Below are 24,096 nucleotides of genomic sequence, written 5' to 3' on the forward strand. Positions count from 1 at the left end.
TAACTCTAAGTAAAGACGGCACCATAAGAAATGGTGCCGTGGATGAGGTTTAAATGACTCGATTCAATAAGTTATCAAGGTGCTCCTCGAGAGGTTTTGTCAGAGTGGGGTACACATGCTGACCACTGTGGTGATATTGAGTGATATCCGTAAATGTGTTGGCAAACTTCGGCGCAGCATCAATAAACACAGGCATATCATTGTCTCCGACCACCTGTAAGGTAGGAATGGACAATGAGCGATGACGGAAAAGTTCATCTTTAACATGCATTGGCGCTAGCCAAGGCGACATCGCAATGAAAAACTTAACGTCACCAAGACCGTGATCGGCACCAATTTTTTCCTGTGCGAGAGCTGCTGTCAGCACGGCGGCACCTTCACAGAACCCGGCGACTCCGTCAAACGGTCCAAACTCTTGAATGAGTTTTTTCAAGTAGCCAAACGTATATGCCCAATCCGCTCGCTCCTTCGTATTGTGAACAGGTAACTCACGTCCATGAAATTCTTCCCATAACGTTTCGAATCCAGCCCGCCATTCTTTGTATTGTGTTGTCTTGTCATAGACGCCCAACTCGACAAGTCCATCAAGCCCTACCTGCTGCAATTGTTCCTCGTTGGTGAACGCCGGTAAGGAAAACGGAGCATCAACAATTGTGAACTCTAGGTCCTTGCGATCGAGCCATCCGGTTCGCTCAAGCAACGAGCGGGCAAGTCGGGCATCGGTACCTTGCCCAGGCAAAAACAGGACGGACTTTCTCCGGGTATGGAAGACCGAAAATTCTCCGAATTTGTCATCTACAACGCGTGACTCAGATGTGTATTCGGGCTCTCTGCGGGCTTTAATGGCAATGGTAGGATCTAAAAACTGCCACAAATCAGAATAGATTTCTTCAGAAACCCCCAGAATCTCGGCGTATTCTTTCCACTCCCTTTCCCTTTCAACTAGGAATCGTTCAAAAGGTAATCTGGCTTTGGTGCGCTCCGCGACATTTCTTTTCGCAGGCTCAATGAAATCCCAAACCTCGATAAAGATGCGCTCGGCTATCGTATTTGGAGAAGACGCATCCGTAATCCGTTTTAATGCATCGTTGAAGTGTTGTTCATCTTGTCTGAAATGCACAAATGCCTTAGCGAAGCACTGCACAAAGAACAGATAACTGGAACACAAAAGGGACTTCACCTTCCGAGGTACCTGAGCGCCATCGTTGTAGGTAAACAAGTTCGGGTCCCCATTGATCCAAAACCCTTCTATGGTTTTCTCTTCCCCAAACATAGAAGTCAGGATGGTGTCTTCGGTCTTAAAGCCAAAGCATTTAAGAATGACGTCAGCCTTGATGTCTTTTCCGTCTTTGGTGCAAATAGACTCTGAGCGGTACTCAGCAATCTCCCCTTCAACCACAGTTAACTTGCCAGCAAGTTGTGCTAGGAAGAACAAATCAGATCCTGGTGGTACCGTCGTTTGGTCAAGCAGTACGTCTCCGGATTCTTGTCTTACAAACGAGGGTAAAGTCTCTACATCTACGCCACAGGCACCATAAAATGGTCGCATTATCTCCATGACGTCACCAACGGGCATGACCCCCTCGGCGGAGTTCAACATCCAGTTACAAAACGTGGACAAAACGAGGTTTCGTCGGCGGCATAATAAGGTCACGTGCTTGGCGCCATTTTCGAGGGCAGTCCGCATGTTTTCGAGGGCAAAAGCACCATGTCCCACAATCACCACATCAGCATCTTTATAAGTAGAGAGCGGGGTATCGTTCGAGATCCCTAGACCAAGATGACCGCCAAAGTCTTCTTCATTCGCGAGTTTCGTTTCTTTTGGTGTGTGCAATCCACCGGTCATCGACACCACGCCAGAGAACAGACCTTGATTTCTGACGCCATTGGTCACATAGGTAACTTCGTATTTCTTGTCAGCCACCTTGGATACACTAAGCACTTTGGTATCAAACTGAATTTCATCCCCAAGTGACGCTGACAGCTCATTGGCTCCGGAAACAATGTCAATCTGGTTTGGAAATGATCGACCCCATTGACGATCGCCATCAATAGGTAAGTAGTTGTTATCAAAGTCATACGCGGGAGAATCTATTTGCAGTTTGGAGTCCGTATTAGCCACCGTGTCCCAGACACCACCTGCCTTCGCATTCTTTTCAAAGATCCGAACTGGCACTTTGAGTTTCTTAAGCTGGTGGGCAAACGTTAAACCTCCCAGACCTGCCCCCACGACCAGAATGGGGTGTTCATCATTACTTTCACTGATCACTGAAATAGCGCGTTCCTCACCATTGCTGAGTGAGATGTGTTTCACCATCGCGTCAATGGTGGGGAATTCGGACGCAAACGCAGAAGGCAATGTAATGTTTAATTCAGTGGCTATTTTGTTTCTAAGAGACATACTCCCAAGAGAATTCAACCCATTTTCCAGAAGAGGTACATCATCAGAAACTGGCTCTCCAACCGATTCCCACACAGCCTCCCTAACGACCAATCGAATGTGCTCAGAACCAGAGGTTGAAGCCGTGGCGGCAGGTGCGATGCTCGCAGAAGGATTAAGTCGGGATGTTAACGAGTTATAAATGGCGACTTTGTTCCAATCGATAGGGCTGAACATGACCGCACCATCCATGTCAGAACGCAAAACCGTTTCGATTGCAGAGACGCCCATAGCATGGGATATGGGTTCAAAACCCGCCATCGCTGAGCGTGATACGGCTCCCGTCCGATGAGCCATCCCTCCTTCACCCCAGGGTCCCCATTGAATCGCCACAAATTGTCTGTCTTTCTGAGTCCAATGTTTCATCAAGGCATCCAGTGCAGAGTTTGCCGCCGCATAGCTCGCTTGCCCTAGAGAGCCCAGTACACCCGCAACAGAGGTGTATGCAATGAAAAAGTCCTTCGGCTTGAGCACATGTTCAAGATTCATTGCCCCTAGCACTTTCACGTCGAACGCACGCAAATACAGCTCTTCTGTCTGATTTTCCAGAGTGCCATCGGTCAAAACGCCGGCGACATGGAATACCCCCCCAACTGGCAAAAGCCCGTTTCGCTGTTCGGACTCCAATGCCCGTTTAAGACTCATTTGGCTTGTCACATCACAACATACACATCTGACATCAGCCTGATTTTGGATCTCAACGAGTTTCTCAGGCTTATCCGCATTGGAGTAATCTGTTCGACTTAACAGCACTATTTGAACGGCGCCTTGCTTTATAAGCCACTCCGCCGTTTCTAGACCCAAAGCACCGGCACCTCCACTGATCACATAGGATGACTCCGGTGTGATTTTGTTTAAGTCGCCCTGCGAGCCAAAAGAGCAGTGGTCCAGCACGGGCTCAAAAACCTGGCCATCCTCACTGACCTCCAGTTCGGTTTCATCCGTAATTGTTTCACTGATCTGCAGCGCCACATTAAGATGTTCAGAAGGCGAATGGATCAGAGTAAGTTGAATTTCCGGAAATTCACTTTTCACTGTTCGACACAGACCTGATAAGCCTGCATCTTCTATGCTGTGACTCTCTTTTACGACAACCAGTTGTAACTTGGATAGCCACTCTGAACTTGAGATTAGCTTCAACATCTCAGAAAAAAGAAGCATGGAATCCGTGCTACCATCGCTGACAAAGACGAGACGCTCAGGTGATATTTCACTTAAGCAACTTTCCAAATGCTTGGCGTCCGTCAGTCGGGTAACGTCCCAATTTTCTGGGAGTGCATGAACAGACATGCTATTACGACTGATCCCTAAAGTGGCTTTCTTCTGAGGGTTCGATTCCTCCCAAGGTTGGGTATATCGCTTATAGAAATGTTCTTCCTGGACCGTAATTTGACTGTCCGTCGGCACCATTGGTGTCTGAACAGGCACTTCATTGGATTGGTTCTCTGGGGTTTCCTTTTCCCAGTTCAGCTTTTGCTTTTTGAAATTTGGAGCACTTTTACTCATTGTTTTAGCCTTAATTTATCAAGATTTTTCTAAGCCACTGCATGCCGCTCCCATCAAGAGAGCGGCACCAACGTTATGCGTTTACCGAGTCCACCCAGGTAGTCTCAAGGTCCGGCAGTATTCGTTTTGTCATTCCAATCAGAGTGTTACCTCCTCCAAGCTCGATGACTTTTGAGCGAGGCTCATAGGTATCAAAAAGCGCGCTTGTGGCTTGTAGAAACTTAACGGAAGCCAGCATCTGTTCAGGCCAATAGCGAGAAGAAGCGAACTCTTCATTGACTTCTCTCCCTTCTAACGTCGAAAAAATGCGGACATTGCCTTTACGCGGATGGAACTCAATATTTGTCAGTTCTGCGGCTAGCCTCTTCGACGCAGGTTCCATCATTGGGGAATGGAACGCATGGGACACGGGAAGGTTGATGTGATTGTCTGAAAAGTGCTTACTTAGGTACGCTTGTAGCGCACCTTTAGGACCAGCAAGCACAGTTAGAGAAGGACCATTTTCAGCGGCAATGACCACATCAACTGGTAAAGACTCGATCTTCTCAGCGGACACCAATACCGCCGCCATACCACCGAATTCACAGTCAAACATGAAATCACTTCGCATCACGGCAAGCTTCAAAGCGTCCTCTGTCTTCAAAATGCCTGCGGCGACCGCAGCCGAAATCTCTCCAACAGAGTGCCCAAGAACCTTCTCTGGATGAACGCCTCGGGCGCGCCACAACGCCAGTTGTGCAAGTTGCAATGACACCAGAGCAGGCTGCTGGATGTTGGTTTGAGTCAGCATCTGATTGTGACGATCACTTTGAACGAGCAACAGATCTTTAACCGCCACGCCTAGGGTGTCTAGATAGTCTGTGAAACGGTCAAATTCTTGTTTAAATACTGGTTCTTTCTCATACAAACTGCGAGCACAGCCAGAGAACAGGGATCCTTGTCCTGTAAATAACATGGTGGCGTATTCCACAGCGTTTTCGGTCTCTGTTTTTGCAGAAGACTCCGTTGGTGCGCCATAGGACTCAAGAATCACGTGGGCGTTTGTTCCACCAAATCCAAACGAAGAAACGCCAGCTCTCACTTTCTCACGAGGCAATGGAGCCCCCTGAGAAGAGACCTTTAACTGGCTTCCGTCTAAATTGATTTTTGGGTTTAGATTTTGAAGATGGACAATACCCGGAGAATAGCGATGTCTGACAACCTCTACTGCTTTAATAAACCCAGCAATACCTGCCGCACCTTCTAGGTGACCCATGTTGGATTTAATGGTTCCAACCACCAAAGGTTTCTCACGTCCTTCTTGAGTAACGTGCTTCAACGCACCCATCTCGATAGGGTCGCCCAGTGGGGTACCCGTTCCGTGGCATTCCACGTAATCCAAATCACGCCCTGATAGCCCAGCACGCTCTAAAGCGCTTGAGATAACATCTTCCTGAGCTTTTCCATTAGGAGCTGTTAACGTAGCGCTTTGTCCGTCTTGGTTGACTGCGGAGCCTTTAATGACGGCGAGAATATCGTCATTGTCACGTTGAGCATCTTCTAGGCGCTTTAATACCACGGCGCCGATCCCCTCACCCCGGCAATAACCGTCTGCGCTCTCATCGAATGACGCACAACGCCCTTCATAAGACAACATCTTAGCGGCACAACAACCGACGAAAGAACGGTGGCTCAGCATGAGGTTGACTCCACCAACCAAGGCCGCCTCACACGAACCATTTGCCAACTTTTCTACAGCAAGATCAATAGCCACCAATGATGAAGAACACGCAGTATCAATGGTCATACTTGGTCCACGTAGCCCGTATATGTACGACAATCGATTGGAGGTGATCGCGGAAGAGGATCCCGCACCAAAGTAAGGGTTGGTCAGCTGGTCATCTTTGTGCATATGAGCCCAGTCGTTGCTCATTTGCCCAACGAAGACCCCAATGCTGCGACCACGTAAGGTTTCCATTTCATAGCCAGCTTGATAGAAGGCTTCACAGGAAACCTCCAGCAACATTCTCTGCTGAGGATCCATCGCTTTCGCTTCTGCAAGAGGTATCCCAAAGAACGCATTGTCAAAAAACTCAACGCCGTCTACAAATGCTCCTTTGTTGGTATAGCTTTTCCCTACCGCATCCGGATTCGGATCATAATATGGAGAGAATGTCATTCTATCGCTAGGAATGGTGGTCACACAGTCTGTTTTGTTGACCAGTTTCTCCCAAAGTACGTCTGCAGAATCAATTCCTCCCGGTAATCGGCACGCGGTACTCACAACGGCCACATCATAACGAGACGTTGAAGACGCAACGACCATTTCCTTCTCTTCCTGTTCATGCTCTTCAGTCACGTGATTGTTCGCATCAAGTTGAGCAACAGGCTTGACGAGCGAAACAGAATTCCGTTTCGGTGCATCTTTCTCTAATTCTGTGACCATGTCTTCAATCGTCGGATGATTCAGCGCGAATACCGCTCCCAGAGACAAGTCAAACGACTGACTCAGTTCCTGCGCAAGCACCACCGCATTGAGTGAGTCCAGACCATTAGCCATTAACGATGCCGTGTCCGACACCGCTTTGCCCATGGCCTTCTTCGCCGCTTCACGCACCACCTCACGTATGCCGTCTTTAGACCAGGTGTCTGTCACAACCACCTCAGCTTCGTTCACAGGCGCATCGCTGACGACCGTTTGAGGGCGTACTACCCAATCACTGACCAGTGAATCCGTCATTGACACTCGATCCCACTCCAGTGGACACACACACACGCTGCCTTCCGTTCTGTCTGATAACAGCCTGTCGAGAACCTTCAGCCCCAGCGCATTGCTGATGCTCCCATAACCCGCGGCGTGAGCCCTTTCGACAGCACCGTGTCGCACCGCCATGCCGCCGTTTGACCAGGCTCCCCACTGAATAGACAGGATAGCTGCTCCCTGCCCCTGCCACGTGCGCGCCAGGTGATCTAACTGACTGTTCGCTAACGCGTAGCTGCCCTGGGCCATTGACCCAAAGACCGACGCCGCTGATGAATACAGCCACATAAAGTCTCTCGGCGACAGCCAGCGCTTCAGGTGCTCTGCGCCTTCTACTTTCACCGAACACGCCTGCGCTATTTTCTCTGCATTCTGGTTACTCAATGTCCCGTCTGTGAGTACACCTGCGGTGTGAATAACTCCCGCCACCGCTGGCCAGTCACCCTGCCAGAGACGATCTGACAACGACGACACTTCTTCCTCTACAGAAACATCACACACCATACTCTCTATCCGGGCATGACCTTTCAGCGTCAACAGAGCCTCAGACCATTCTGACTCAGGTATGTCTCGTCGGGACAACAGCACCAGATGCTTCGCACCTTGGTCAATCAGGTACTCCGCCGCCACTTGACCTAAGGCTCCATGCCCCCCGCTGATCACGTACGTCGCGTGCTCTCTTACCTTCAGAGGCGCCGTGTCATCCCGATGGTAACGGCGAAGTCGGGCACTCTCCCATGTACCTTGCTCGGTCAGTCGAGGTGGGATTCATCTGGGAAAGCCGACACTTCTGACAACACCCGATGAATATGGTGAGGAGCCGCATCCACACACTGAAGATGCAGTGCCGGGCATTCCTGCTGCGCACTTTTGACCAGTCCGGCTAAACCCGCACTTTCCTTGCTCGCTGGGTTGAGAACAAACAGCACCTTCCCTTTTGTAGCCCAGTGCACTCAACTGCTGCAGCATGCTCAGACCCAGTACGCTGTCTTCTTTATCCCCCTGACTCAGAAAAGCCAGCGTGGTCTGCTCGGGAAGAGACGCAGACTCAGTCAGAACCGGGGACAGATCAGCCCCGCTGTTCACTGTGGTGTAACGCCAGCCTGAAGGCAGAGTACCAGGCTCCTTCCGGCTCATGACCACACCCGATGCCTCCACTCCTACTGGCTGAGCCATCGTCTGCCAGTCAACCTCATACAGGCTGTCCGACACAGGATCTTGCTGTCGCCAAGGGCGGCAGACAAGCCCTGATAGCGCGGCATAACATTCTCCGTCTTCACCAAGAAGGTAAACGTCACCTTCGATTCCGTCCTGCCCTGTTTCCGTAAGTGTTACGTAGGCACACAAAGTCGTGGGTTGAGCATCAAGTACCTTAAGGCTGATCTTTTTCAGGCTGTAAGGAACATACACCTGGTCGCTTTCCATACCACAAAGGCCAAGAAGCTGGATGCCGGCATCTAACGCAGGGGAAGACAACAAGGTCTGTCCTCGCTCGATCGGCTCTCCTGCATCCACCCTGATGTAGCCCAGCCCTTCCTTATTTCCGAAGTACAGCTGTTCAAGGTTCTGATAGCGTGAGCCGAACTCGACACCACGCTCGGCGAGTCGATGGTATCGCTCATCGTAAGTACTGAATTCACAGCGTGAGCGAACGCTCTCGATCCCGGGGAAACCATCTGCCAGTACTGGGCGCTCTGTGCGACCAATGTAGCCTGCAGACACGGCATTGTGCCATTCACCATTCACACCAAACTCAAGCCTGGCGCCCTCCCCCTCTTTGAGGCAGCGGATCTCCAGCCCTTCTTCGCCTGTGACCTCTACAGGCTGGTGCATCACAACACGCTCCGCCCCCACGCAACTCATCGTCTGACTCTCTTTCACCAGAGACAGACCAGAAAGCATGGTTAGGTGACTGGCTGCCGGAACCAGCACCCGGTTTTGGATCCGGTGATCTTGCCATAACGCACCCAGCTCCCCGCGTAACGAGGCTCCGATGCCCTCGCCTATCGTCCGGCTAAGGAGCGGATTAGGGAGGCGACGCCATGGCAGAAAGCTTCGCTGATACGGCACCGGACGCACTTCATATGGTCGGGAGCCTTCGTAACTTGAAATGATGGCGTGAGCGTTTGTACCGCCAAAGCCAAACGATGAGATCCCCGCATAAACAGGTCCTGAAGCAGGTAATGCGGTGGTGTCTTTAGAAATCACGACGTCAAAGTCAGTGACATCAATATTTGGGTTCAAAGTGGAAAAATGCGCCACCCCCGGAGCCTGTCGACGACGCACCACTTCGATGGCTTTGATCAGTCCCGCCACACCCGCAGCGCCTTCCAGGTGCCCGATATTGGACTTGAGTGAACTCAGCACAAGCGGAGACTGACGTCCCGCTCCCAGCGTGGCTTTAAGTGCCCCGACCTCAATCGGATCGCCAAGCGGGGTGCCGGTTCCGTGGCACTCCACATAATGAATGTCTTTACCGTCAAGCTCTGCTTCGTTCAGAGCCTGCTGGATAACAGCCTCCTGCGCCTTACCGTTAGGCGCTGTCATAGTGGCACTTGCACCATCTTGATTCACAGCCGTTCCGCGTATAACCGCAAGGATAGAGTCACCATCGGCTTGCGCATCTTTAAGGCGTTTGAGAACAACGGCTCCCGCACCTTCGCCGCGACAATACCCATCCGCTTGTGCATCAAAGCTCGCACAGCGACCTTGGACAGAGAGCATATTGGCGGCAGAACTGCCAACAAATGTCCGGTGGTGCATCATCACGTTCACACCACCGACTAAAGCCGCGTCACAGTCATGCTCTCGTAGCTTAGAGACAGCCAAGTCAAGAGCAACTAAAGAGGAAGAACAGGCAGTATCTAAAGTCATACTAGGTCCATTCAGCCCCAGCAGGTGAGAAATTCGATTGGATGCAATGGACAGTGAAACCCCTACGCCAAAGTATGGGTTGTGTGCATTATCTTGACCTTGACTGACCATCCAATCTTGATTTGCCATCCCAACAAAAACGCCAAACCGCTTACCTTTTAAACTTCTTCTGTCGTACCCTGCAGAATGAAAGGCTTGATACCCGACCTCTAGCATGAGCCGCTGATGAGGGTCCATAACCAAAGCTTCGGCTTTTTGTATGTCAAAAAGGGTATAGTCAAAATATTCCGCTTCAGAAATGAAGCCGCCTTTTCGAGTGTTGCTGACACCAATACCATGAGGGTCTTCCGAGTAAACCGCATCAATATCAAAACGGGACTTAGGCACCTCAGTAATCGCATCAAGACCAGAGCTCACTCCACGCCATAAACTGTCAGGGGTGTTCAAATCACCAGGGAGTTGACTTGCTGTGCTAATGATAGCGATAGGCTCTGCACTTGCTTCAACGTATTTTATGTCTTGTGGAGACGTAACGATGGCTTCCTCCCCCCCCATAGAAACGGGGTCTGTATTCAGAGGCATTGTCGGTGCTTCTTTCTCTAGTTCTGTGACCATATCTTCAATCGTCGGATGATTCAGTGCGAATACCGCTCCCAGAGACAAGTCAAACGACTGACTCAGTTCCTGCGCAAGCACCACCGCATTGAGCGAGTCCAGACCATTAGCCATTAACGATGCCGTGTCCGACACCGCTTTGCCCATGGCCTTCTTCGCCGCTTCACGCACCACTTCACGTATGCCGTCTTTAGACCAGGTGTCTGCCACAACCACCTCAGCTTCGTTCACAGGCGCATCGCTGACGACCGTTTGAGGGCGTACTACCCAATCACTGACCAGTGAATCCGTCATTGACACTCGATCCCACTCCAGTGGACACACACACACGCTGCCTTCCGTTCTGTCTGATAACAGCCTGTCGAGAACCTTCAGCCCCAGCGCATTGCTGATGCTCCCATAACCCGCGGCGTGAGCCCTTTCGACAGCACCGTGTCGCACCGCCATGCCGCCGTTTGACCAGGCTCCCCACTGAATAGACAGGATAGCTGCTCCCTGCCCCTGCCACGTGCGCGCCAGGTGATCTAACTGACTGTTCGCTAACGCGTAGCTGCCCTGGGCCATTGACCCAAAGACCGACGCCGCTGATGAATACAGCCACATAAAGTCTCTCGGCGACAGCCAGCGCTTCAGGTGCTCTGCGCCTTCTACTTTCACCGAACACGCCTGCGCTATTTTCTCTGCATTCTGGTTACTCAATGTCCCGTCTGTGAGTACACCTGCGGTGTGAATAACTCCCGCCACCGCTGGTACCAGTCACCCTGCCAGAGACGATCTGACAACGACGACACTTCTTCCTCTACAGAAACATCACACACCATACTCTCTATCCGGGCATGACCTTTCAGCGTCAACAGAGCCTCAGACCATTCTGACTCAGGTATGTCTCGTCGGGACAACAGCACCAGATGCTTCGCACCTTGGTCAATCAGGTACTCCGCCGCCACTTGACCTAAGGCTCCATGCCCCCCGCTGATCACGTACGTCGCGTGCTCTCTTACCTTCAGAGGCGCCGTGTCATCCCGATGGTAACGGCGAAGTCGGGCACTCTCCCATGTACCTTGCTCGGTCAGTCGAAGGTGGGATTCATCTGGGAAAGCCGACACTTCTGACAACACCCGATGAATATGGTGAGGAGCCGCATCCACACACTGAAGATGCAGTGCCGGGCATTCCTGCTGCGCACTTTTGACCAGTCCGGCTAAACCCGCACTTTCCTTGCTCGCTGGGTTGAGAACAAACAGCACCTTCCCTTTGTAGCCCAGTGCACTCAACTGCTGCAGCATGCTCAGACCCAGTACGCTGTCTTCTTTATCCCCCTGACTCAGAAAAGCCAGCGTGGTCTGCTCGGGAAGAGACGCAGACTCAGTCAGAACCGGGGACAGATCAGCCCCGCTGTTCACTGTGGTGTAACGCCAGCCTGAAGGCAGAGTACCAGGCTCCTTCCGGCTCATGACCACACCCGATGCCTCCACTCCTACTGGCTGAGCCATCGTCTGCCAGTCAACCTCATACAGGCTGTCCGACACAGGATCTTGCTGTCGCCAAGGGCGGCAGACAAGCCCTGATAGCGCGGCATAACATTCTCCGTCTTCACCAAGAAGGTAAACGTCACCTTCGATTCCGTCCTGCCCTGTTTCCGTAAGTGTTACGTAGGCACACAAAGTCGTGGGTTGAGCATCAAGTACCTTAAGGCTGATCTTTTTCAGGCTGTAAGGAACATACACCTGGTCGCTTTCCATGCCACAAAGGCCAAGAAGCTGGATGCCGGCATCTAACGCAGGGGAAGACAACAAGGTCTGTCCTCGCTCGATCGGCTCTCCTGCATCCACCCTGATGTAGCCCAGCCCTTCCTTATTTCCGAAGTACAGCTGTTCAAGGTTCTGATAGCGTGAGCCGAACTCGACACCACGCTCGGCGAGTCGATGGTATCGCTCATCGTAAGTACTGAATTCACAGCGTGAGCGAACGCTCTCGATCCCGGGGAAACCATCTGCCAGTACTGGGCGCTCTGTGCGACCAATGTAGCCTGCAGACACGGCATTGTGCCATTCACCATTCACACCAAACTCAAGCCTGGCGCCCTCCCCCTCTTTGAGGCAGCGGATCTCCAGCCCTTCTTCGCCTGTGACCTCTACAGGCTGGTGCATCACAACACGCTCCGCCCCCACGCAACTCATCGTCTGACTCTCTTTCACCAGAGACAGACCAGAAAGCATGGTTAAGTGACTGGCTGCCGGAACCAGCACCCGGCTTTGGATCCGGTGATCTTGCCATAACGCGCCCAGCTCCCCGCGTAACGAGGCTCCGATGCCCTCGCCTATCGTCCGGCTAAGGAGCGGATTAGGGAGGCGACGCCATGGCAGAAAGCTTCGCTGATACGGCACCGGACGCACTTCATATGGTCGGGAGCCTTCGTAACTTGAAATGATGGCGTGAGCGTTTGTACCGCCAAAGCCAAACGATGAGATCCCCGCATAAACAGGTCCTGAAGCAGGTAATGCGGTGGTGTCTTTAGAAATCACGACGTCAAAGTCAGTGACATCAATATTTGGGTTCAAAGTGGAAAAATGCGCCACCCCCGGAGCCTGTCGACGACGCACCACTTCGATGGCTTTGATCAGCCCCGCCACCCCCGCAGCGCCTTCCAGGTGCCCGATATTGGACTTGAGTGAACTCAGCACAAGCGGAGACTGACGTCCCGCTCCCAGCGTGGCTTTAAGTGCCCCGACCTCAATCGGATCGCCAAGCGGGGTGCCGGTTCCGTGGCACTCCACATAATGAATGTCTTTACCGTCAAGCTCTGCTTCGTTCAGAGCCTGCTGGATAACAGCCTCCTGCGCCTTACCATTAGGGGCAGTTAAAGAAATGCTCTTTCCATCTTGGTTCACAGCCGTTCCGCGTATAACCGCAAGGATAGAGTCACCATCGGCTTGCGCATCTTTAAGGCGTTTGAGAACAACGGCTCCCGCACCTTCGCCGCGACAATACCCATCCGCTTGTGCATCAAAGCTCGCGCAACGACCTTTTCTAGATAGTGCATTTGTCGCGCACGCACTGATGTACATGCGATCATGCGCGATAACATTTGCACCAGCCACAAGTGCTATCTTTGAACGACCTTCGCGCAAGGTATCTACGGCGGACTTGAGCGCCACCAACGAAGATGAGCATGCGGTATCAATGGTCATGCTCGGTCCCTTAAAGCCCATGAGGTATGAGATCCGGTTAGAGGCGATTGAGCTAGAGACACCTGCCCCAAAATAAGGACTATGAGCGTACTCATCTCTCCCCATCGCACTCCAATCGTCATTGGCCAGACCAACAAAAACAGCGGTATCCGATCCTTTTAATGAGCCTTTCGGATACCCGGCGTTATGAAGAGCTTGGTCTGTGACCTCAAGTAGCAATCGTTGTTGAGGATCCATCACTTCAGCTTCGGTTAAAGAAATACCAAACCACTCAAAATCAAAAAGCTCTGCTGTTTCGACAAACCCACCGTGACGGGTATAAGTCGTTCCAATCCCATTTGGATCCGGATGATAGCGACCGTCGATGTCAAACCGTGACTTTGGGATCTCACGAATACCGTGCTTACCTTCCTCTAATAACGCCCAAAAAGACGAGTCTGAATCGTTGCAACCAGGGAGAATACTCGATGTTGCGATCACCGCAATGTCTTCTCGAAGTGATTCTGTTGCGTCAGAAAGTACTCTGGCTGATATCCGCGATGCCGTCTGCGATTTAAACTTATAAAGGAAGTTAAAGTGGTGACCCTGGACGCGTTCAACAGTGATATTGGCACATCGATTTCGACAACATTCCTGGATATGGGAATCGGGCATGAAGGATCTTGAAGCCTCTTGCATAAGCTCCGATTGGGATTCCCAGGCAGGAACGTCACACTGCATTAAGTGCACCGGTTCACTCAAAACAAAGTCCGATGAATATTGGCTCAGCATGGTTTCAAAGCCAGCCGGATCCACCGGAGCTTTGAATGGGTCCATATGGCGAGGATCCAGAAGTAGCACTCTCTCGAGTAGACCCCGTTGTTCAAGGAGCTTACCCATTTCCAGAGACAGCGTGGCACCAAACGACAAACCACCAATTATGTAGCGGCTTCTTGGGTACTGCTGCAGTAGAGATTCCGTTAGCTGAGCAGCCAGCCCCTCGAGAGTTAGCCGTCCCCCATCAAGGTCCCATGGGATCTCAGGCATAGTTGCAAATACCGGAAATGGAAGGGATGATGCCAGAGGAGCGAAAGTTTTCTCAACGTTTCCAACGACGCCTCCCAGCAAAAAGATGGCTTGCTCCCCTTCGATATCATTCAACTTCTGCCAGGTAATGCTGGATACCATCGTATCCGAATCGCTCTGGGTCGGAGGAACGTCAATACAATCTTGTAGCTGTTCAACAAGATTGTCAGTCACGTCTTTAAGCGTAGGGTAGTTGAAAACAAATTGAGCAGGGATATCGACACTCTCAGGCAAAGCTGCAAGTAGCTTTTCTCGGAACTGGACAAGGTCTAATGAAGACAAACCTGCGTCCATAAATGAAAGCTCATCATTCGGTTCCGACTCACAGAAGTCTTCCAAACAACTTGTAACAAGCGCGGATACTTTTTCCTCGCTCCATATCACAGGGGTGATGGATTGAACGCTCTCAAACGATAATGATTCAGGTTTGGCAGTTTGAAGTTGCACTGGCTCTTGCCGTTGCGTAAACGACGGGCGATCAATCGGAGAGGCAGCAAAAAGCCCGCTCAGCGGATATTGCACCAAGGCAGAGAGAATACTCGAACCATCTTGGTTATTTACGACGCCGTAGCCAAGCTGGCTAAGAGAGCCAACCAGATCGCGTTCATAAGCCATACCGCACTGTGACCAAACCCCCCAACGAACAGAAGCAACGGCGTGTCCTTTTGACGCCAGTTGTTCGATCCAACCATCAAGAGCTGAGTTCGCGGCAACGTAATTTGCTTGTCCCATCGCGCCCACCTCACTTGATATAGATGAGTAAGCGACAAACCAATCAAGCTCACCGAACTGAGTATAAAGGTTTTGTGCCCCGATAAGTTTTACGTTCTTAGGACGCTCAAATTGCTCCGCCGTGAGAGACGCAACAAACCCATCATCAAGTATTCCAGCCGTATGAACGACACCTGTGATAGGGTATTTAGCCCGATACTTCTGCGCCACTTGCCGAACATCAAGTTCTAATGAGACATCACATTGTTCATAGTGGATTTCAATATTGTTCAGTTCAAGAGCCAGATCATTGAGCTTTCCAGAGATCAGAGACATTGGTTTGGTCCCGAGAACAAGGAAATACTTTGCTCCCAACGAAGCCAGCGTTTTAATGGCTTCTTTGCCTAAGCCTCCCAGACCGCCAGAAATGACATGCAATCCGTTTTCTTCACGCTCTCGGGCAGGCTCGTGCTCGAGAGACAAGGGTTCGGTGGTCCTTATCCAGAAGAGACCATCTTTATCAAGCCGGGCGCATTCACCACGCAGTGGCAATACGGTCTTAAGAGCATTATCGAGTTCTTTCTCTTCCGAAACGAGTATAGAAACACACGCTGTGGGTATTTCAAGGCAAGCACTTTTGAACAACCCGGCAACAGACTCCTGGTGAGGTTGGCTACCGCGAATTACAACACCAACTTCACATGCGCGATCCAGTTGTTGAAGGGTTTGGATAAACTCCACACTAGTTTTCAGGATGTCAGAACGTTCATCTGCGATGTAGATAAATTGGCTGGGCTTTTCTGGCTTAGGCGAACCTACCACACGTCTGAACTCGTCAAACAATACGAATTCACTTTGTTCATTGGGGTCTATCCAAGGATTTTCATGACCCACAATAAGCACGCCATTTAAGCTTCCCTGATTGACAGATTCTTTTTTTGCCCACGTTACCCGCTCAAACCAATTCGGTACTTTGATAGATTGATGTCTCCGAGCGCTCTCTGTAGGTATAGTGGTAAGCCCGATCTTTGGCGGTTCCCAGAACAGATTTTTGTGATGAAACGCCACCAGTGAAGGCAAGCCTCTGACGCATTCTTTACTTACGACACTCCGAATTCTGGGAAACTTATCTTTCAATTCTTCTGTGAGCGACGTCAGTACGCGATTCGCGCCTAACTCTATGATTGCTTCACTTCCAATTAGGCTTTCACTCAAGGTTCTCATTGCGCTCGCATAGTCGACCGGACGAGTGATTTGCTCAGCCCAATAGCGAGACTCTTGCCATCTTTCGTTCTCAACTTGCCCCGTAACAGAAGAAATGAACTTGATGCCGGAGTCCGGTAGGCTAAGTTGAATGTTATTGATGTGTTTTCGAAAACGCTCACTGGCTAACTTCACAAATGAGCTGTGAAAAGGGTGAGACACGCTCAATTTGTGACAAGTAAAGCCATGTGACGTCAGACGATCCAAATCTTCCAAATCCGTTGTCGCCAGAACAACCTGCGTGTCACTGTTGACAACCGCCACCTCTAGCTTACCGGGCAGTGGACTTGGTAAATCTTGAAGCGATGTCTTAACAGCTACCATATACCCCGGCTCACACTCGCTCAGTAATCGTCCCCGGGCAACGCTCAGCTTCAAGGCATCCACATCTGTCATGACACCAGCAGCCACTGAGGCTGACAGTTCACCCACAGAATGGCCCAATACGGCACTGGGTTGAACTCCCCATTCGGTCCACATCTTGATTTGGGCAAGTTGTATAGCAACGATGACAGGTTGTTGAATTGCAGTATCGCGAAGAATTTCGGTGTTTGACGAAGAGGCGTTTAATACAACTGATAGCAAGTCATCAATAACAGAGTTCCCCTCGCCCAGGAGTTCACCGACAGCACCAAGGTAATACTCTAGACTTTCTCTAAAAACCGGAACATGGTCGTAAAGTGATTCAATTGCCCCAGAAGTAACAGAGCCCTGTCCTGAAAATGTCCAGACTGACTTGTGCTTGGTTTTCAATTTGCTTTGTCCCTCATAAGATTTCAGTGTCACATGGGCATTCGTGCCTCCATATCCAAAAGAAGAAACACCAGCAGAGATGTACCCCTTTTCCCCCGGTGAGAGCGTGACCGAATCTCTGGGAATCACCGCTTTCAAATTACCCAAGTCGATTTTGGGGTTGAGTGTTGAGAAGTGAATGTTGGCTGGAGCGGTACGACGGTTTATCACACCAAGGGATTTGATGAAGCCCACGATGCCTGCCGCCCCTTCAAGGTGCCCCAAATTTGTTTTGACTGCACCAAGCACTAATGCCGAGTCTCTTGAATCAGAAAAAGCTTGACTTATGGCTTCCAGCTCAATGGGATCTCCTAACGCCGTTCCAGTTCCATGGCATTCAATGTAATCCAGTTCGCCACCACGAAGACCAGCTTTGCTTAACGATGCATCAAGAAGTTTTCGTTGAGATAATCCATTAGGAGCCGTAAGAGAAGCACTTCTCCCGTCCTGATTAACAGCCGTTCCGGTAATCAACCCTAGGATCGGGTCCCCATCTTTTTCAGCATCTGACAGTCGTTTTAACAGTACAACGCCCGCCCCTTCACCACGCGCAATGCCATTTGCATTTTCGTCAAAAGTGGCACAACGACCATCAGGTGAAAGCATTCTTGCTTGACATGTAAACAGGTAGGGTTCTGGGGACAGGATTAGGTTGATCCCTCCTGCAATTGCCAATTTGCATTCACCCGCTCGCAGTTTGGATACGGCAAGATCAATCGACACGAGCGAAGAGGAGCAGGCGGTATCGACGGTCATGCTTGGACCGATAAGATCAAAAGCGTAGGAAATTCGGTTTGCAGAAATAGAGGGGGCACTCCCCGTACTTGCGTATTGACGGGAATGGTCAAAGTCCATCATCCAGTCGTAGTTCATTTGACCAATAAATACACCCGTGTCGGATCCACTTAGTGCATCCAAGTCATAACCGCCATTTAGGAATGCCTCATAGGAAATTTCCAGCAGCATTCTTTGCTGAGGGTCCATGGTCTTAGCTTCTCCAAGCGGAATCTGGAAAAGACTATTGTCAAACTGATGTATATTTTCTATGAAAGTACCCACTTTCGTATACGTTTTTCCTGGCTTACCGACCTCAGGGTCAAAGAAAGGGGCAATATCAAATCGGCTGATTGGTACGTCTTGAACAGGATGATACTTGTGCTCCAGTTCGTAACAGAACTCATCCAAAGAACTAACGTTACCAGGAAGGCGGCAGCTCACGGCAATAACAGCGATGGGGTCATCAGCTGGCGAGACACTATGACTCTCTGAACGTTTTGCAACATCAGACTCAGATAGCAAGTACGCAGCCAGTTTGTTCGCTGTTGGATAATTAAAAATCAGCGTGTAAGGCAGTCGGTGACCGACTTTGGCACTCAGCAAGTTAATCAATTTAACCGAATAGAGAGACGTCAGACCTTGTTCTGCCAAGTTCGATGATGAGGATAAATGTTCAGCGGAAACTCCGAGCACGTTTGCAGCCAGTTCCAGTATTTGCCCCACCAACTCAGAATCTGTATGAGCCTCTTTCGGTTCATTCGTCACGTTAGAATTGGCTATCGTACGCAGTGCCTTTGCATCAACTTTGTTATTGGCGGTCAGTGGAATAGTATCGACAGGGATCCATGTTTGCGGTTCCATATAGTCAGGAAGCTTTTGCTGAATATGTGTTTTTACCGCGTTGACAACAAGGTCGTCATCACCATTACAGATAACAAAACCAACCAGCCGGGCACCCGCTCCGGGAATATGAATGACAGAGGCTTTAGACACATTGTTAACGCTCTCTGCGCACTTCTCTATTTCAGCCAGCTCAACCCGATGACCTCCAACTTTAACTTGAGAATCTTTGCGACCAATGATTTCAATTTCACCATTTGGAAGATAGCGTCCCAGATCACCGGTCTTGTATATCCGCCCAAACTCCTCTGTATCAATAAAACTTTTTTGCGTAAGTTCGGGGGATTTAAAATACCCTTTGGCAACACCAATACCACCTATATGAATTTCACCAACCGCGCCAGACGGGCGGTAACGCAATTTATTGTCCAGAACCATCATTGTCTGGTTGGAAAGTGGTCGTCCGTAGGGAACCAGATCGGTACCCAAGTCAAAGGTAGAATCAGTAACGGTGTGATAGTTAGACCAAATTGAAGCTTCTGTTGCACCTCCTAGTGCATGAACTTTCAACGATGGAAACGCAGTAATGGCTTCCTCAACCATATTGACCCTGATTGCGTCCCCACTGAGCAAGACCGAGCGAATTGGCATTTCGACGTGTTCTTGCCGAGACTGCACCAGCATCTCGAATGAGGTAGGCACGGTATTCCACATCGTGACACCGTGTTCTAGTACTTGCTGCCACCAATAATCGGGATCCACGGTTCCATCCGGCTTACACATTACCAAAGTGCCACCAGCGCTCAACGTGCCAAAAATATCCCACACCGATAGATCAAAACCTAAAGAAGAGATACCGAAAGTGACGGTGTCCGTCCCTAATGAGAAGCGATGATTAATATCCAAGCACGTATTGACCGCTCCTTCATGGGCGATCTCGACACCTTTTGGTGTCCCTGTCGAGCCCGATGTAAAGATGATATAAGCGGAATCACTTGGAGAGATCGACTCGGCGACGAATTGATCGCTTAAATCGACATCAATGTCTCGCAGCACATGATGACATTGCACTTCCTGACCGTTCTCGTAAATCTGCCACTCACGTCCCACAACGGTGGCTGCGTGGACGAGCGCCAGCTTTACTCCAGCGATACTCAGAATGCTCCTAAGTCTCTCGTCAGGATGGCTTGGGTTCAGCGGCAGATATACCCCCCCTACCATCAAAATGGCCATAGTGGAAACCACTTGTTCCCAACCCTTCTCATGCACCACACCGACAACATCTCCAGGTAACACCCCTTTTGCTTGTAATTGTGACGCGGTGTGAGTAGCGAGTGTGACCAGCTCGGAATAGGGTATTCTGACAGTTTGATCTATGACTGCGAGAGCATCAGGAGAATTCTTAGCTTGCGCAAGTACAATTTCATGCAACAAGTGGGGAGAAGCAGGTTCAAAATCTTCGGTTGTTTGATTCATTTCAACGCGAAGGGCATGCTCTGAACTTGAAAGCGCGGCATCTGAGTTTTCGCCTTCTGCAAACTTTGTCAGTACACGTAGGAAACAACCGAGCATACTGGATATTTGATCAGACGAATATATGGTCTCATCGAAATCCCAGTTAGTAATAAGTTTTCCCTTACTCTCATAGACCTGATGGTCCAGCGTTAATTGAGGAGTTTGCGTCTGTTGATAAGACAACGTGACATCGGCACCTTTCAACGCGACGGTTTCAACCACACCTAGAAATGACGTGAAAACAATCGGAAAGTTTAAATGGGGGTCATGGTTCAGATGTCGGAGCAGTCGAACCGCATCCAGTCCGCCAATACCGTCTTCTTCTATGCCTTCAATCAACCGCGTGTTTATGGATTTCGCAAGCTCAAGTAGATTTTGATTGTCAGTCGAGACAGGGCAGAGGATGACGTTAGTAAAGTCTCCTATGGCGCCGTCAAACTGATGACCCGACAACGACACTCGATCAGAACAGGTCACGGTGATCGTAAAATCTGGATTTTCTGCAAAAAGGGATAACGTCTCTGAAAATGCAGCCAGCATAATTGCATTTGAGGTCACCGAATGTATCTGAGCCAATTCTTTGATTTTATCCCAATGCTTTTCTGACAATGCCCCACTTTCTCTTGAGAAGCTCGGAGTAGGCAGTGAATCGTGTTTCTTACGAGGGAGTTGAGGAGGACCGGGAAAGCCCTTCACTTTTTCTTTTTCTTCTTCACTTACTTTGTCGAACATCACAGGTGTTGAGAAACGCTGGGCGTAATCAAAAAAGATCGGAGGTTCAGTGGGGGTCAAATTCAAAGAACTGCCGCCCAGTAAATCTTCATACGTCTTTGCAACCCGCTTGGCCAGCAGCACCGCACTTGCCGCATCCATGAACAACATGTCAATCGCGACATGCAGCGTGAGTCCCTGAGAGCCTTTCGTTAAACAAACCTCCCAGTGGCGATCTTCGCTACTAATCAAGTTATCCATCAGAGACCGACGGAATTCGCCGTAGTCAACTATGTCCTCTATCTTTTTGCCGGATATCCCTTGCCACTCATGTTCTGGTTTTATGGTTTGTGAAGTGTCATTGTGAATGCAGGCATGCAACATAGGCTCTTGCAAAATAACATGGTCTATCGAAGAGATGAGGATGTTGACATCGACGTTTTTCAAGGAAAATTCAGAGTATACGATGCAGGGTGTTCCCTGCTTATCTCCATAAAGGTAAGACTCTTGCATTGGAGTAAGTGCAACAGACCCTCCGTGCTTTTGTTCTCCGTTGGGTTGCTCTGAAGCGGTCGTATCCACAACCATATCGGCAATGTCAGAAAGGCGCATGCCATATAGTTTTTGGAACGAGGGCTTAGGCTGAATTATTGCTCTAAGCTTTGCAACATCAACCGAATCAAGACCAATTGACATCAACATTTTCCCTGAATACTTGCTCCAGACATCAGGGTCAATACCTATGATCTCAATAATTTTAGATATAGAGCCGCTCACATCTTGTTTTCTCATTTTTAGCGTCCTTGATCATTTATTTAAGGTGTATCTCATCCTCTTAATTTAATAAGATTTTGAGAACAAAAAGCCTTTAACCAAATATAAATAAGGCTAAATTAGTGAATAGATTTTTGAATTAAGAAAGCATGATAAACCCCAAAATGGAGTCGAGAACTTTCTTAGGTTGATCCAGCATTATCGAATGACTTGCATTCCCAACTTCAATTAATGATGCATGGCGAAATGAACGTAGCATTCGTTCTGCTTCGCTATATTTCGTTATTGAGGATAACTTTCCTCTCACAATTAAAACTGGGCATGCTAACTCTGACATCACTCTCCAAACATCAGAGTCTAAGAGAAATCCGTCATCCGAAAGCATTGAAAGCGCAAATGCGGGATCTGATTTTTTCTCGTACCTTCCATCAGAGAGTTTCACATTTGTACTGGCGAATACTTCAAGTTTATTCCTGTCTGAAAAAGCATGTGTACGAGTCAGGTAATCCACATAATCTTCTATACTGGAGAAACTCGTTGGTTGTTCATTAATATAATTCAATAATACGGCTTGCATGGATTTTGATAGGACAGGACTTGAATCCAATAAAACCAGCTTCTCTATAATATTTGGAGAGCGAGCAGTAAAGCAAAGAGAGAGCTTTCCACCAAGAGAGTGCCCAACTAATACTGCTGATGTAATCAACAGCTCATCGATAACGTGTCTAATATCTGTATAAACGTCTTCTTCTGTGTAGTGTGCTGAAGAATTCCATGGGGAGTTTCCGTTACCTCGAATATCAATTGCGACGACGTAAAAATACTTAGCCAATCCATCAGCAATTTCATCCCAAATACACAAGTTGTTATCAATACCATGTATCAGTATTATCGCCTGATGAGAACGGTTTCCCCATGTATGATAATGAACCTTGTTGAAATGATTATATATAGACATAGAACATTCACTTCATTTATATAAGCATTTCAATTTGCTGAGACTCGTCGTCAGAAAACCTGACACCAACCCCTAGTAATCGAATTATCGTTATGGATGAAAATTCGGACAGTGCTGCTAACAAACTTTCCGTTTGTTGGCTAGAAATCACTTTGTTTCTTTTTAAACTTTCGGATTCGATAGGACTGAGCGGCACGGATCGAGTGAATGTTCGAAAATCCGTATTTCTAACTTTCAAAGTCAGACCAACTATCGACCGATCATCAAAATGAAAGTTCTCAAGCTCCAATAGTTTTAGTGATAAACCTTGAACGACATTTTCCACTTCTTTTGGCAACGCATTATAGGGAAGCCCTGAGAAGTATGTTTTCTCATAGGAAACGGTTTTTCTTGGGCGATGAGTAATTACCTCGTCTCTACAAATCCCTTGGCAATGCTGAAAAAGCTTGATGGATTTTTTCTCTCCCATCAGTAAGTTCAAGCGAGAAATATCGGACCTGACTACATCGCCAGCCGTTTCAAAACCAGCCTGTTTCAACTTATCTAATGTGACAATTCCAACTCCAGGTATTCTCTTGAGTGGTAGCGTACGCATAAAGCTTTCGCGCTCACTCGGCAAAACGGCAAAAATACCATTAGGCTTTCGCCAATCACTGGCAATTTTGGCAAGCATTTTATTCACTGAGATACCAGCACTGCAGGTCAACCCCGTTCCTTCAAAAATCCTTGATTTTATTTCCTCAGCGATTTTTATTGCCGATCCAGAACACGTTTTGCTTTCGGAGACATCAAGATATACTTCGTCTAAACCTACCTTTTGAATTAGGTCCGTATAATCTTGGTATACTGATAGGAATTGCTCAGAAATGGCTTTGTATTTTTCAAACTGAGGGTAGATTAACAGCATTTGTGGGCAACGTTTGAAGGCCTCATATGTCGACTGACCGCCGCGTACCCCATACTCTCTCGCCTTGTAGTTTGCAGTACAAAGCACCCCTTGCTTTTTCGTTGGTCCACCGATTGCGACAGGGTGAACCTTTAGAGAAGGATCATCACGCTCTTCTACTTGAGCGTAAAAATAATCCATATCAATGTGGATAATTTTTCTCATGACAAAACAAAGCCTGGACTGCTACTTTCCAACGGACAAGAAATATGTCAAATAATGACAATCTTGTTATTAATTATTTTATTTTCTCAGGATACTAACTGTTAATTAATTTAAAAACAACACCATTAATAAACTATTTACATAAACATATAAATGACTCGAATTCGAAACATGTAAAGAGAAAATTATGAGAGGCACTTCATATTATTATAT

The 24,096-nt window shown here is 49.0% G+C and carries 6 protein-coding genes; all 6 read right to left on the reverse strand.

Annotated features, from left to right (window positions below; translation table 11 throughout):
• Nucleotides 1-49 precede the first annotated feature (49 nt).
• The 6 genes from QMG91_RS28440 to dinB all read right to left on the reverse strand — a co-directional run bounded on the left by QMG91_RS28440 (nt 50) and on the right by dinB (nt 23,883).
• The gene (locus QMG91_RS28440) at nt 50-3,946 is read right to left on the reverse strand and encodes an SDR family NAD(P)-dependent oxidoreductase (protein WP_281833113.1); all 3,897 of its coding nucleotides are present in this window, start codon (nt 3,944-3,946) and stop codon (nt 50-52) included.
• Between the two features lie 73 nt (nt 3,947-4,019).
• Nucleotides 4,020-7,349: a type I polyketide synthase gene (locus tag QMG91_RS28445; protein WP_281870380.1), complete on the reverse strand. Its 3,330-nt coding sequence runs from the start codon at nt 7,347-7,349 to the stop codon at nt 4,020-4,022.
• A 105-nt stretch (nt 7,350-7,454) separates the two neighbouring features.
• Nucleotides 7,455-10,919, reverse strand: coding sequence for a beta-ketoacyl synthase N-terminal-like domain-containing protein (locus QMG91_RS28450; protein WP_281870381.1), 3,465 nt, complete (start codon nt 10,917-10,919; stop codon nt 7,455-7,457).
• On the reverse strand, nt 10,871-21,832 hold the full coding sequence (locus QMG91_RS28455) for a non-ribosomal peptide synthetase/type I polyketide synthase (RefSeq protein WP_281870382.1): 10,962 nt from the start codon (nt 21,830-21,832) through the stop codon (nt 10,871-10,873). Before QMG91_RS28455 ends, QMG91_RS28450 begins: the two co-directional genes overlap by 49 nt.
• A 121-nt stretch (nt 21,833-21,953) precedes the next feature.
• On the reverse strand, nt 21,954-22,772 hold the full coding sequence (locus QMG91_RS28460; protein ID WP_281833119.1) for an alpha/beta fold hydrolase: 819 nt from the start codon (nt 22,770-22,772) through the stop codon (nt 21,954-21,956).
• A gap of 16 nt (nt 22,773-22,788) precedes the next feature.
• Nucleotides 22,789-23,883, reverse strand: a complete 1,095-nt coding sequence (gene dinB / locus QMG91_RS28465; RefSeq protein WP_281833121.1) for a DNA polymerase IV — start codon at nt 23,881-23,883, stop codon at nt 22,789-22,791.
• Between the last annotated feature and the right edge of the window lie 213 nt (nt 23,884-24,096).

Source organism: Vibrio nigripulchritudo (assembly GCF_027924785.1).
Classification (GTDB): Bacteria; Pseudomonadota; Gammaproteobacteria; order Enterobacterales; family Vibrionaceae; genus Vibrio; species Vibrio nigripulchritudo.

Bases quoted from the DNA above. Each gene is read 5' to 3' on its own strand.
- dinB (WP_281833121.1), bottom strand. From the start codon at position 23,883: ATGAGAAAAATTATCCACATTGATATGGATTATTTTTACGCTCAAGTA.
- QMG91_RS28460 (WP_281833119.1), bottom strand. From the start codon at position 22,772: ATGTCTATATATAATCATTTCAACAAGGTTCATTATCATACATGGGGA.
- QMG91_RS28440 (WP_281833113.1), bottom strand. From the start codon at position 3,946: ATGAGTAAAAGTGCTCCAAATTTCAAAAAGCAAAAGCTGAACTGGGAA.
- QMG91_RS28455 (WP_281870382.1), bottom strand. From the start codon at position 21,832: ATGAGAAAACAAGATGTGAGCGGCTCTATATCTAAAATTATTGAGATC.